Genomic DNA, 13,309 nt, shown 5'->3' with positions numbered 1-13,309 from the left:
AAAAGCTTTTTAATAAAGAAACTCGCCTTGTCGTCAGTTATTTTGTTCAGCCTTCCCATGATACCTCCTTTTTAGGCGTTCAATATGTCTATAAAAAAATCGATTAGGAATTTAACATAAGAAATTATTATGTCAAGTAAAAAGTTAAATTTTTCACATTTTGCCAAGTTTTCGCTTGCAAAATGGAGTAACACATTTTATTTTAATCGTGCCACAAGGAGGAAATATGGCAAAACTGCTAAGATTCGGCGTATCAGCCGAGGAAGACCTTGTAAAAGAATTCGACGAAATTATTAAGGCAGCAGGCTATACAAACCGAAGCGAAGCTTTAAGGGACCTTATGAGGGAATTCGTGCTTGAGAGAAAAGCTCATCAGGAAGGAAATATTACCATCGGGACGATAACGGTTCTCTACGACCACAAAAAGAGGAAGTTAGCAAACAGATTAGTCGACTATCAGCATCTTCACAACGAATGCATCACAGCCACCATGCACATCCATGTCGACAAAAGGCTTTGTATGGAGGTTCTCGCGGTAAAAGGGGAAATATCAAAAATTAAGGAAATAGCTTCTCACATCGGTTCTGAAAAAGGAGTATTTTTGAGTAAGTTAACCATTGCAAAGGTTTGGAAGGAGGATAAGAAATGAGAAATGCAATAATTTATATCATTATCGCAACATCCAACTTGCTGTTTGCCAATACTGATTCTTTAAAGACATATAAAGGTGAAGCCATCGAAGTGCTGGGTGAAAGAGAGTTATGGGTGGAAAGCGATTCTACCAAACCAGACTATGTTAACACATCCGTTCTATCTGAAGCCTCAAAACTTTCACCCTCTCTATTCTTTACACGAAGGTCCATTTTAGGGCTTGGTTTGGCAACCTCGTCAGCAGCTAAAATATATCTTTTTGGACTTGGTGGTGTGCCGACAACGCAGGTGGCGATATTATGGGACGGAGACCCACTAATTATGGGATTAATGGGACATCCAGTTTTTGATGCCATAGATTGCCCATCTGGAGGTGTGGTCGAACTATTTCGTGGTGCTACTCCTTCTCTATCTCAAAGTGCCATGGGAGGCGCAATAAATATCAAAACAAAAAGGTTAGCTAATGATGGGTTAAATACTTTTGCTGAAGGCGTAGTAGGCAGCTTCAAAACCAGAAGGTTAACAGGACAAGCATTGATAAAAAAGGATAAATTCGACTTCGGTTTTGATTATAGCTCATCAAGTTCTGATGGATTTAGAAGTGATTCGAGAGACGATTACAAGTCCGAAAGATTTGGCGGACACATCGGATTAAAAACGAAATCCGATGATTTTTTACTCGTATATAGACATGATTGGTTCAAACTTTTCGACCCGGGGACCGAAACCGAACCTCTCAGTAATGCATGGTATAACATTACCCGCTGGCATAGCCACATAAGCTGGAGACACTCATTCAACAGAAATGCTTTTAAAGCTTCTTACTTCGTGCACAGTGGACATCATGCTATTTTTACTGGTTTCCGCTCAAATGACCTTAGCTGGGGAGTGAAAACGATGTACACTCACGAATTCAGCTGGGGAACTGCCGGTGCAAAACTCATGTGCATTCAATACGGCGGCAAGGTTATCAGAGGTCCTAAAACAGGCGATTTCTGGGACACCGACTATCAGTCGACTATTTGGGGAAAATATGATTCACAAAAATTTAGCCTGAAAATTTCGGCAACCATGTTTTATAGAAAAGACTTCGGCACACATATCGCTCCTGAGATTGAATTCTCGAAAAAAATCTTTGGCATAACTTCTTCTGCAAAACTCTCAAATGGTTTCAGGTTTCCATGTATAAGAGAGCTACGAGTTTTTCCATGGTCCAACCCATCACTTGAGCCTGAAAACGCCTGGACCGCACAATTGGGCTTTAGAAAAAGTATCAGCTTAATAAATCTCAAAGCGTTCATATGGTATACATACGCCGAAAACCTTATAAAAACTGGTTATCCTGGTCACCCCTATTCAAATTCTGGTCTTTTCAGAAGACCCGGCCTCGAATTGAGCATTTCCTCTAATTCACAAGCATCTTTTGGCTTTCAGCTTGGGTTTGCACACCAGGAGCTCGGGGAAAAACGGTCAATAGGACCAGCTGACCACCTTATCGGAGAGTTCTTTGCAAAGAAACATCTTGTTGTTCCGTTAGAGTTCAGAATAAACTTCGAGGGGGCAAGCGGATTATATGCTAACGACTTACCTGAAAGTAAGTTAAGGTCATTTCTCGTGCCGAACCTCGAGCTTAAAGCGCACATAACTAATTTTCTTACTTTTAGAGCTGGCATAAACAACATCTTCGACATGAAATACTACACTCAAGCTGGTTATCCAATGCCACCAAGGCAAATATGGGCGCAAATATCAGTAAACAAAATGACGAGATTTTAAGATTTTTCGACGAAAAAGCGTTTTTCTGGGTGGAAAAAGCCCGCGACCCGCAACGGAGGGAATTTGTTCGAGAAATTCTTGGAAGATTCCTCAAAATAGGAGCTGGCATTGCCCTTGATATTGGCTGTGGTGGCGGAATAATTTCACAGGTTCTGGTGGAGAGAGGTTGGAAACAAGAAGAAATAATCATGATTGACCCTTCATTCAAACTCGTCAGCATGGCGAAGGAAAAACTTTCATCATGCTTTGGACTCGTGGCTTTCGGGGAAAAATTGCCAATAAAAAGTGAAAGAGCCAATTTAGCCATAATCTTTAATGCACTGCCTCACATGCAAATAGACGCTGTTCTAAAGGAGTTAAAAAGAACGCTAAAAGTAGGTGGTCAATTGCTTATTTTTCACGATAACGGGAGCGAACAAATAAACGAAATACACAAAAATATCGGTGGTCCAATAAAGGAACACATGCTCCCATCAGTGGAGATAGTAGCTCGGAAGCTGGATAAACTTGGTTTCAGAATATATTATGCTTCTGATAAACCTCACAGACACTACATTATCAGCGCCATAAAAGGTGATTACTTTAATACTTGAGAATCTGCAGGGCTTTTTATTGTTGTCTTTGATTCACGAAAGATAAAGATTTTCTCTCCAGCTCTCGACATGCCCATCTTTGTTCGGGCTATTTTTTCGACAAATTGGGTATCAGTTTGAAGCTTAATGATAACATTCTTCAGCGAATCGCTTATTCTCATCTCTTTTTCTATGGTGGCTTTAAGCTGGTCTCTATACTTAATTTTTCGCATTATGCTAAGAAATCCCGTTTCACTAAGGAAAAGCGTGTAAAACACTACGAAAAATATTACGGAGCCAAGCACTATCTTCCACCACTTTTTCCTGGCACCTTTTCTGGGCTTAGCAATTCTTTGAACCCTGTTCCTCATTATTCCTGCCCCCAGTTAAATCTCGGAGACCAGGATGGCGAGGTGTTGTTCGCCGCTATATTTGTTATTCGCCTTATTTTAGTACCATCCCATAGAAACTCATAAATTTGATATGTCCCCAATCTGTCCGAAGCAAAAACTATGTGATAACCATCGGGTGCCCAGTCTGGATGTTCATTGTTTCCCAAGGATGTCAGGTAAACAAGGTTTTCGCCGGATACATCTATGACCGCTATGTCGAACTGCCCTCTGGTTCTTGACGCAAAGGCTATTTTGTCGCCTTTAGGTGACCATGATGGCTGGTCGTTGTAGTCCCCGTCAAATGTGAGCCGTCTAACATTGGCACCATCTGAGTCCATTATGTATATCTGCGGTGTCCCTGAGCGGTCAGAACAAAAAGCTATATAGTGACCATCTGGCGACCATGTCGGCGAGGTGTCTATATAAAAATTCTTAGTCAGTCTCTTAAGCTTCTTTTTCCTAACATCCATAACATAAATTTCCGAATTGCCATCCTTTGATAAAACCAGTGCGATCTTCTTCCCATCTGGTGACCACGATGCAGCGGTATTTAATCCTCTAAACCCAGAAAGCAACCGAGCTCGACCTTTCGCGAACTCGTATATATAAAGCTGTGGCTGCCCCTTCAAAAAACTTGTGAATGTTAAGGCTGTGCCATCCGGCGACCAATCCGGCGATAGAATTATGCTTTTATGCGAGGTCAACTTGGTGAGATTGTAGCCATCGTAATCGCAAATATAAATCTCTTTATTGCCGTTTCTGCTGGATATGAACGCTATCTTGGTTTGTGCTATGCCCTTCTCTCCCGTAATCTTTCTCACTATGTCATCCGAAGCTGCATGTGCAATTCTTCTCAGGTTCTCAGGCAAGCCACGGAAGGTTTTCTTGTATATAACCTTGCCATTCGGGACGGAGTATAACTTAAGATGAATATACGCCTCACCTTCAGCCAAACCATAAGTGCCAAAAATTATAGTTTGAACACCTGAGGTTAACCAATCTGACTGCATTATATCCTTCTCGTCGGTAACTATTTTAGGGAAAAATTCTGGCTCAAGAACGGTGAAGAACGGCGAAAAATCGAGGTCAGCACTAATTATGTCGTCTATAGAGTCCGCAGAAACTAAGTCGCCCATCGAGCCCGGGTCTTCAACAAATGGCATTACAGCCACTCTTATTCTTTCGGCAGAGCGATCGGTTATCTTAAGATGCACTTCCTGCGAAAAGCTGATTGCAAAAATTGTTATTATTAATAATATTGCTCGCATTTCTTTATTCTATTATTTAAAATATTTTTATAATTTCAACAAATATTTCGTGATGGCAAGAATTTTTTGAGGTTTCATCTGGGGAAAGAAAAAATGGTGGGCGATAGTGGATTTGAACCACTGACCTCTACCATGTCAAGGTAGCGCTCTAACCAGCTGAGCTAATCGCCCACTTCAAATTTAATAATATTTTGGGTCGAATTCGTGTCAAGAGTTTTGTTAATTAGCTTATACCCCAAGGAATAGCCGGTGCTCACTTCATAAGAAGCAGTCTGCTCGAAAGTTCCGATTCTCCTTTCCACTTTAATATGTAAACTCCGCTCGTAAGCCCCTCACCGTGAATAGCTACTTCTGCGCGCTTGATTTTCCCTTCCAGCAATGTTTTCACTATTCTTCCATTAATGTCCATAAGCACGAGTTTTCCGCGTTCCCTTTTTCCCAAAGACACTCTTACCAAAGCAGTTTGATTGAAAGGATTCGGCGTTATTTCAATATTAGGGGTTATTGGCTTGGCTAACTCCCTAACAGCGCTGTGTTCTATGGTAAACCAATATCTAAGTTCTGGTGCATAATTGTATGAACCATATGTTATGAGGTCCCGCAGGTTAGTGAGAGCTATTCTAACTGTATCGCCACTATACCCTCTTCCATCGTAGAAATATGTCAGGCGAACCAATGTATCTGAAACCGGAACGAAAACAGGGTCAACGAGAGTGTCATTTATGTAGAACCTTATGCTCGCGGTATCTATCCCGGAACCCTCGTTAGGATCTACAAGCGAAATATCCACCGTTAAAGTATCATGGTCAAGGTGTGAACCGGGGATAGGGTATATGTTAAGCTGGGTTGGCGGTGTGTAGTCAGCTTTGAAGGAAAAACTGTATGTTGTCGTCGCATTCCCATAAATATCTGATACGGGAGAAAGGGTGACTGTGTTTTCTCCTTCCGGGTATGGTGTATGAGGTTCGTATCGCAGCGTATCAGCAGTATAAGTAAGAACGGACGAATAAAGCGTGTATAAATCACCATTAACATTCAAGACTATAGAGGCAGCATGCACCCCAGAATCATCGTGTATGTAAAATACTATGGGCATGAAGGAATCCGATGTAGCAGTCCCATCAAGCGGGCGCAACAATCTTATTTCAGGAGGAATCGTATCAGAGCTTGATATTCCGTTATAAAATGTCCAGCAGAGGGGTGGAGTTTCGTTCGGACCACAATAAATAACATTGTCAGAAGCGTAGGCGCAAACTGTAACACTACCGCGGGGCACAGGAACTGTGGGAATGTAAACCACACTGTCTCCATCAAAGGTTACCTCAGGCGAAGATGGACCAAAGGTATCGCCAGCAACCACCACCTCAAAATATCCCACGCCAGATAGCGAATCAACGACATGAAATTTTACCACTGGAAAGGCAGTATAGACCGTTTCTCCACTGGCAGGAGTAATATCAAATATCACTGGTGGTGAATAATCCATCACCACGAAGCCTGAAAGAGGCAATCCCAAGGCAGCGTTCCCGGCGGTATCCCGCGCAGATATAAGGGAGAATCTTATCGTATCTCCCTCAGACCAACTACTTGATGGAACAAACATTACAGTATCGCCAATAATAGTTAAAGCTGTATCGCCGTATAGAGTTGAATTAACCTCAATAACTACAGACGACCAGTCGACAGCCCCACCTGAATCCACAACGACATATTTTATGCACTGCAATGAACATGCTGAAAACGAGCCGGATAGCGGTTCTATAAGAGTTGCTCTTGGAGGAGTCCTATCCCCAATCGATGGAAGCGAATCAGATTGAAAAATCATTAATCCGTCTCTTATCGTGGCAAATATATATGGATATTGTATTTCAATGTTGTTATAGTACTCTGAAATCATTGGAACATACAAATCCACAAGACGCGGGGATGATGGATTCTCCCAGTTGTAAAGTCTCACACCGTTAAGACCGTTCGCGATAGCAAAGTATTCTCCCCATGCGCATCCATGATTGCAGTCTCCTGAACCTGTGGTGCATGTATACGCTCTCGTTGGCGTTGATGCCAAAACAAGCACTGCCTGTCCTCCTGCACCGGGTATTGGCACGATGCCGTTGGCAGCGTAGATTCGGCTCCCCCAGACATCAACATCGCCACCTCGACCGGTAGTTCGTGCGCTTCCGAGGAGTCGAGGCCTTGAGGGTGTGCTGATATCGTAGGTCCTTATGGTGGTCCCTATCATTGGAGAAGACAGGACCACCAGTGCTAAATAATTACTATCTGCATCAACAATCTTGGAAGTTACCAACTCAGAGTATGTAAGAGTATCCCTTATACCAGTCGGACTTACTATCAACCTGTAAACATAAAGGTTACTTCCAGTGGCAACATAAATGTGTCCGTTGTTAAATGCTATCGAGGCTGCGCGTTCAGCTGGTGAGGGTAACAATATTGTATGCACCCTGACAAGGCGGGTAGGGTCACTAATGTTGAAAATATAAATGTTTGAGCCACATCCAAGAAAAGCGAGGGAATCGAAGCCAAAGTCAAAGTCAAGCACCTCATCACCAAAACATATGCTATCAACAAAAGCCACAGATGACGGAGTTCTTATATCGAGCACCGCAACACATCTGCCGTAGAGAAGATAGGCATATTCTCCGTGAGGATAACATCCGACGGTATGCGAGAAACCGTGAATGCTTCCGACTATCGTCATAGCATAGGACGATGCCAAAAGCAAAGAAATTAAAACAAAAATCTTGATTTTGAGCATTTTCTTCCCCCCCTTGATGGTTCTAAAACTTGCTGGGGGGCAGAATCGAACTGCCGACACCAGGATTTTCAGTCCTGTGCTCTACCAACTGAGCTACCCCAGCAAGAGCGTAAAAATAATATCTAACAAATCCGTCTATGCAAGAGTTTTTTAACCACTTTATTATTACAGAAATACCGCACCAAACTGTTGCTGCTTGGCTATTCGCGATATGTTACCGCAGAATTTGGCGATTCCCACACAGTAACCGAAACGACCTCTGCTATGTTCCCAATCTTTTCTTTCGCAAGATTGTATATAATCATTGCTATGTTCTCGGCAGTGGGATTTTTCCCTGAAAGAAGCTGGTTCTCGTTGAGGTCAGTGTGGTCAAGCTTCTCCGTTATATCGTTAAGAATGTTTTTTAGCATTGCGAAATCGACCGACATGCCAATTTCATTAAGCTCATCCGTCCGCACCTTAAGCTCTACTGTCCAATTATGACCGTGAATTTTTGAGCATTTCCCCTGGTAGCCTTTTATTCTATGAGCCGCTGAGAATGATGATTTTACGGATAGCTCAAACATTTTATCATTAATGCTTCTTGGCTTCTATTTCGTATCTCATGCTTTCCATTATTTCCTGAGGCATTGCCGTTGCGGTGCCCACTTTCCCAACGACTATCCCCGCAGCATGCGACGATATTATGGCTGCTTCATCATAACTTCCGCCGGCAGCGATAACTGCAGTAAAAGCAGCAATAACTGTATCTCCAGCACCCGTGACATCATAAACCTGACGTGCAACTGTGCCATAGTTTTTTACCGAGCCGTCACTCCGAACGAGGGTCATCCCCTTAGCACCGCGGGTTATTAAAATGCTTTCTGCAGAGGTTATTCTCATAAGTTTTCTTGCGCATTTAACAAGTGACTTCTCATCCATAATTTCAATTCCGCAACTGTTAGAGGCTTCCTTTTGGTTAGGAGTTATAAGAGATACATTCCTGTAAAGCGAAAAATGATTTTCCTTCGGGTCAACCGAGACGAAAAGCTTGTTATGCCTGAAATTAGCGCCAATGTTTCTGAGAGTTGTTTTGTTTATTACTCCCTTACCGTAGTCAGAAATTATCAACGCATCAGCTTGTTCCATTGCGCTAAGTGCATTTTCCACAAGTTTCAGATTCTCATTGCGCCCTGGATTGCCAATATCTTCTCTATCGACCCTTACCACCTGCTGGTTTCTTGCGATGACTCTTGTTTTGGTGGTAGTCTGCCGCTTTTTCGAAGTTACTATGTATTCATCATCTATTTTGAATTCCCTCAAAAGCCTCCTCAATCTTTCGCCAAACATGTCCTCACCTATTAAGCCCACCAGTATGGGCTCAACACCAAGAGTCTTGAGGTTCCACGCTACATTGGCAGCACCACCAAGTCGCTCGCTTTCATCCTCAACTTTGACCACCGGAACCGGCGCTTCCGGAGAAATACGCTCAGCCTCACCCCATAAATATCTGTCGAGCATCAGGTCACCGAAAACGACAATCCTTATCTTCTTTATCGCAACAAGAATCTTATTTAGCCTTTTTAGGCTTATTATCATTCCCGTTGCCCTCTTTGAAGTTCATTATATGTTCTTTCAAACTGCTTATTTCAGGATATAGTTTCGACGCCTTAATAAACATCTTCTCCGCCTTCTTAACCTTGCCCCTATTTTGAGCAACTATTCCCAAAGTAAAGTATGCGTATGCTTTTACCTTATCCGAATCTGTAGAAATCAAACAATCCTTAGCCATGCTCTCTGCTTCGAGCAATTCCCCCGTTTCCGCCTTGAATGCCGCCGAGAGGCACCTGTAAAGCATCTCCTCCATTTCATTACCTGCCGACAACTCCATTTTAGTATTTATCAACTCACTGGCATCGGCGAGATGCCCCCTAAGGAAGTGAAAAACTATGTAGCTAACATCGTCAAAACTGAGATTTTGCGCTTCAGCTTTGGCATGTTGCCATATTTCATCAACGAGTCGTGCTTCATACTTCTTTTGCACATACGATATCCCCTCGAACTCACCGAGAAAATCTGTAAGAGGCATAATTATCCTTGCCTTAAATTCGTTAATAGTGTCAGCATTACCAAAACTTACAGGTTCATTGCAAATAAAGTAAAGAAAAGGGGTGAAAATAAATCCTTGGGCAAAATCTTTATGAATCTCAATCAGTGCGGGTGTCTTGATGTCCGATACATTAGGGATTATTGACATCATCCATTGATGTTTGAAGGCACAAACCCAGTCCTTGCAAATTGATTTTGCGCTATTTCCCAATACAGTGTAAAGGTCGCCAAGCGATTGAACTGCATCCAAGTTCGAATCAACTATCTCATCGATAAGTAATGATGCGAAACCTTTAATGAGTTTGTTCATTGTTCTGGCGCTTCTGAAAGTTGGATTGCCTTTTTGAGAGATTTCGGGACCAATTATTACTACATACCCAAAAATCGGGGAATAGAAATGAATTTCATCTTTAAGCCAAGAACAAAATATCGCCATAAACTTTTTTTCAGAAAAATTTAAACCAAACATGTTAAACAATCTTTCTGGAATCTCATTTTTAGCAATATCTTGGGAAACCATTTCTACCTTCATTTCAAGGTCGCCTGTATATAATCTCAAATATTTTTCAAATTCTGATACCTTGGCGAAATCTCGAACAGATTCTATAAGGTCTTCTATCAATTTTTTCTTATTTTTAGCCTTTAAATTTAAATCCAAGAAAAATCCACGCTCAAACGGAATCATCTGACCAAGTTTAGGCGGAAAATCATAATACATTAGCACTTTGGCAAAATCCAAGACTGAAAATCCCTTATTATTTAATTTTCTTAATTTTTTTATTGCGGAATGATTAGAATACGGGGCAAAATATTTTCTAAGCTCTTCGACGAAATAGTTGCTCTCGGAAAGAAAAACCTCTTCCCTACTCTGTGAATCAAGCGAGAAATACTCGAGCACACCGACAAGCTCTATTCTTGGGTCTATTCTTAATTCAACAGATGCGTTTGTTAGCGCGGAAAAAGCAGCTAAGGCTAGTAATATCGTTATTTTTTTCATTGTTTTTCTCCCGTTAATGGTAATTGCGCATCTTTTAATGCTTCCCACTTGCGAATTTTCTCGAGCTCTTCAAGAAGCTGCTGAAATTCCTCAATATCTTTGAACTCACGGTATACCGAGGCAAATCTTACATATGCTACCTCGTCGAGTTTTCTCAAATTCTGCATAACAAGTTCACCTATCTTGAGCGAGGAAATTTCGGAAACCCCCATGGAAAGTATTTCGCTTTCGATTTTATCGACCAATTGTTCAATTTTTTCAGCCGATACAGGTCTCTTTCGGCAGGCTATTCTTATCCCGCGGATAAGCTTTTCTCGCTGGAATTCCTCGCGGCTGCCATCTCTCTTTATAACAAGAAGCGGAGACTGTTCTATGTATTCATAAGTTGTGAACCTTTTCCCGCAGGAAAGGCATTCTCGCCTTCGTCTTATAACTTTACCGTCGCGTATCGTCCGTGAATCTATTACCTTGTCGTCAAGCGAGCCGCAAAACGGGCATTTCATTTTTTCTCCTCCTGTTCACAAAAAAAGCTTAAATCTGGTTTTGGCAAGAATATAAGCGGAATTCCGAGTTCAGACAAAAGTTCATCAGTAAATTTATCTGGATAATCCTCAGCGCAATATATTTTCTTAATTCCCGCGTTAGCGAGTATTTTAGCACATGTTATGCAGGGTTTTGTGGTTGAGTAAAGCACTGCTCCTTTCGTTGATACTCCGAACACGGCGGCCTGAATGACCGCATTTTGCTCAGCGTGAAGTCCCCAACATATTTCCTGACGCTCGCCCGAGGGAATATTTAGCTTATCCCGCAGACATCCTATAACATCGCAGTGGGGAAAACCCGATGGTGGACCGTTATAGCCTGTGGCAAGTATTCTTCTGTCTTTTACCCATCGCAGTGGGGAAAACCTGATGGTGGACCGTTATAACCTGTGGCAAGTATTCTTCTGTCTTTTACCAGCACCGCCCCCACTTTGCGGCGGGTACATGTTGAGCGAGTAGCCACTAAAAATGCCATAGCCATAAAATAATCATCCCAACTTGGCCTTTGAATTTTCTCGGACAACTATTCACCTCCGATTCTGCTTGACCTATTCACATTATTTTATAATATTTTGCAACAGCAAACAAAGTAAAAAATGAGAGGTCTTATTATGGGTTTCGTTCAAAGCGTGATATTCTGGATCATTTATGCATTGATTCCATTTGCCATAACCATCCTATTTGGACTTAGCAGACAAACCATGGTATATATTTATTTTGCAGCTACCCTTGTGGCTATATTTATTTGGTGGTTATACGATAATAAAAGGAGACAAGCACCCAAAGAATATTAACCATTTTATTGTGAAAATAATTCCTTGACATAATTTTCAATAATAATAATCTTTAAATAATCAAATATTAATGCGATAAATACTGAAGCAAAGGAGGAGCTATGCGTGTTGGGATGGTGTTTCTTATTTTTGTATTTATCCTTTCTACCTTCTATCCTGTCTTTTGTGACAACCTTGTGGTAAGTGCTTACGAGTATCCTATCAAAAAAGCTCTGCGAGATAGTTGCCTTCAACACCTGAGAGTCATTCCCAAACACAACAACAAGACAATCAAGCCCAACAGCGGTATGGCTAACATTGCGACATTTCCCTACGGCGAAAAGCTTCTTCTGGTAGCCACCATTGACAGCGAATTTATGGCGAAGGCATCCGTGAAAGGGATAAAGTGGTCTTTCATGCGAAAAGGAAAGATGAGTTATGGCGGTTATCCTGCTGTCGAAGTTTCCATAGTCAAAGGTGCAGGAGTTCCTGAGAATCAAATTGCGGTTTCCGCCGACCAGATCACAACAAAGCTTGGCGTAACCCCTGTTTATCCTCCCCTTCCCCATACAGTTATCGGACTTAAAGAAGGTTCTGGCGAACCAGTGGACAAAATCGATATAAAACCGAACCAATCGTGGGTCATAATAAGATCGTTCGAACCCGGTATATCAAAAGTCCTTGTCTCCGTGGTTACTGAGGACAACACTGTATCACCTGAGGTGGAGTATGCTGTTCATTGGGTCGGAAAGTATCCTAATATATGCCAAAAGCAGGTTCTCGAGGTTAATGTGGTGGAAGCGCCAAGCAGTTCTGACCCCTTCGTTTTTACCACAGCTATAGACCAGTATATAAACTATGTGATTACTGTGAAGGATGTCAGCCCTTACTATCAGAACCCAACGGCTCCGTCAATTTTGCCGCTTCTCTATCCCGATATACCATATACTCTAAGGTTTAGAATAGACCCGCTTCAGCAAATACAGAAATGGTCAAATGGAACTTATGAAAAAAGGCCATGGTCTGATGCCTACTGGGTTTCATGGGGCGAATGCAACAACGAAATAAGGGACAGCCTTTATGAACTAAGACTTGACGCCAGATATAGCGGTTCGAGACTTGAAAGAAGAGTAATCAGCAGGAATCTCGTTATAACCCCAACCAAAAACGGCGGCGAACCTCCTGCACAGCAGACTTTTAACGCTTATGTGGTATTCAGAGGATACAACCCAGATCCTCATTTCTATTATTTCAAGGCGAGGGAGCGTTCAGTGGATGCATCCGTGGCATACAGCGGTTCATCATGCAGCAAAACTAAATCTTACAAAAATATAAATGACGAATCAACCACAATAGAATACCAGCCCAACGAAAACCTTGGAGGTCTCGAGGTTAAGTGGGACCCCGCTGGCTCGCCCTACGGGATGAATGCACCAGTAAAACTTACAAACACCGGTGGAAGAATATACGAGATTTT

12 protein-coding genes, 2 tRNA genes and 1 pseudogene are annotated in these 13,309 nt (G+C 42.0%); 4 read left to right on the top strand and 11 right to left on the bottom strand.

The window, feature by feature from the left end:
- Positions 1–226: 226 nt before the first annotated feature.
- From nikR to J7J62_00110, 3 genes are read left to right on the top strand one after another with little or no spacing between them, the layout of a single operon-like run.
- The gene (nikR, locus tag J7J62_00120; GenBank protein ID MCD6123569.1) at positions 227–649 is read left to right on the top strand and encodes a nickel-responsive transcriptional regulator NikR; all 423 of its coding nucleotides are present in this window, start codon (positions 227–229) and stop codon (positions 647–649) included.
- Complete coding sequence (locus J7J62_00115) at positions 646–2,427, top strand: TonB-dependent receptor (protein MCD6123568.1); 1,782 nt, start codon at positions 646–648, stop codon at positions 2,425–2,427. Before nikR ends, J7J62_00115 begins: the two co-directional genes overlap by 4 nt.
- Complete coding sequence (locus J7J62_00110) at positions 2,388–3,020, top strand: class I SAM-dependent methyltransferase (protein ID MCD6123567.1); 633 nt, start codon at positions 2,388–2,390, stop codon at positions 3,018–3,020. Before J7J62_00115 ends, J7J62_00110 begins: the two co-directional genes overlap by 40 nt.
- Here the strand turns inward: J7J62_00110 and J7J62_00105 are convergent.
- The 11 genes and pseudogenes from J7J62_00105 to J7J62_00055 all read right to left on the bottom strand — a co-directional run bounded on the left by J7J62_00105 (position 3,005) and on the right by J7J62_00055 (position 11,582).
- Entirely contained in the window at positions 3,005–3,370 is a 366-nt protein-coding gene (locus tag J7J62_00105; GenBank protein MCD6123566.1) for a septum formation initiator family protein, read from the bottom strand. The genes J7J62_00110 and J7J62_00105 overlap by 16 nt on opposite strands.
- Complete coding sequence (tolB, locus tag J7J62_00100; protein MCD6123565.1) at positions 3,370–4,659, bottom strand: Tol-Pal system beta propeller repeat protein TolB; 1,290 nt, start codon at positions 4,657–4,659, stop codon at positions 3,370–3,372. Before tolB ends, J7J62_00105 begins: the two co-directional genes overlap by 1 nt.
- Positions 4,660–4,753: 94 nt before the next feature.
- Positions 4,754–4,830, bottom strand: a tRNA-Val gene (locus tag J7J62_00095).
- Between the two features lie 82 nt (positions 4,831–4,912).
- Positions 4,913–7,432, bottom strand: coding sequence for a T9SS type A sorting domain-containing protein (locus J7J62_00090; protein MCD6123564.1), 2,520 nt, complete (start codon positions 7,430–7,432; stop codon positions 4,913–4,915).
- Positions 7,433–7,462: 30 nt separating this feature from the next.
- Positions 7,463–7,535: transfer RNA gene (locus tag J7J62_00085), tRNA-Phe, on the bottom strand.
- Between the two features lie 97 nt (positions 7,536–7,632).
- On the bottom strand, positions 7,633–7,998 hold the full coding sequence (queD, locus tag J7J62_00080) for a 6-carboxytetrahydropterin synthase QueD (GenBank protein MCD6123563.1): 366 nt from the start codon (positions 7,996–7,998) through the stop codon (positions 7,633–7,635).
- Between the two features lie 7 nt (positions 7,999–8,005).
- Positions 8,006–9,010, bottom strand: coding sequence for a D-glycero-beta-D-manno-heptose-7-phosphate kinase (gene rfaE1 / locus J7J62_00075; protein MCD6123562.1), 1,005 nt, complete (start codon positions 9,008–9,010; stop codon positions 8,006–8,008).
- Entirely contained in the window at positions 8,982–10,517 is a 1,536-nt protein-coding gene (locus J7J62_00070; GenBank protein ID MCD6123561.1) for a DUF4932 domain-containing protein, read from the bottom strand. The genes rfaE1 and J7J62_00070 overlap by 29 nt, the downstream gene beginning before the upstream one ends.
- Positions 10,514–11,020: a transcriptional repressor NrdR gene (gene nrdR, locus J7J62_00065; protein MCD6123560.1), complete on the bottom strand. Its 507-nt coding sequence runs from the start codon at positions 11,018–11,020 to the stop codon at positions 10,514–10,516. Before nrdR ends, J7J62_00070 begins: the two co-directional genes overlap by 4 nt.
- Entirely contained in the window at positions 11,017–11,430 is a 414-nt protein-coding gene (locus J7J62_00060) for a dCMP deaminase family protein (GenBank protein ID MCD6123559.1), read from the bottom strand. Before J7J62_00060 ends, nrdR begins: the two co-directional genes overlap by 4 nt.
- Positions 11,409–11,582, bottom strand: a pseudogene (locus J7J62_00055) (cytidine deaminase). The gene J7J62_00060 and the pseudogene J7J62_00055 overlap by 22 nt, the downstream one beginning before the upstream one ends.
- 372 nt (positions 11,583–11,954) lie before the next feature.
- Here J7J62_00055 and J7J62_00050 point away from each other — a divergent pair.
- On the top strand, positions 11,955–13,309 hold a 1,355-nt coding region (locus J7J62_00050), incomplete at its 3' end, for a hypothetical protein (protein ID MCD6123558.1).

This window comes from bacterium (assembly GCA_021159335.1).
GTDB lineage: Bacteria > UBP14 > UBA6098 > B30-G16 > B30-G16 > JAGGRZ01.
Note: the sequence above shows the minus strand (reverse complement) of the source record. Positions and strands in the feature narration are given on the sequence as shown.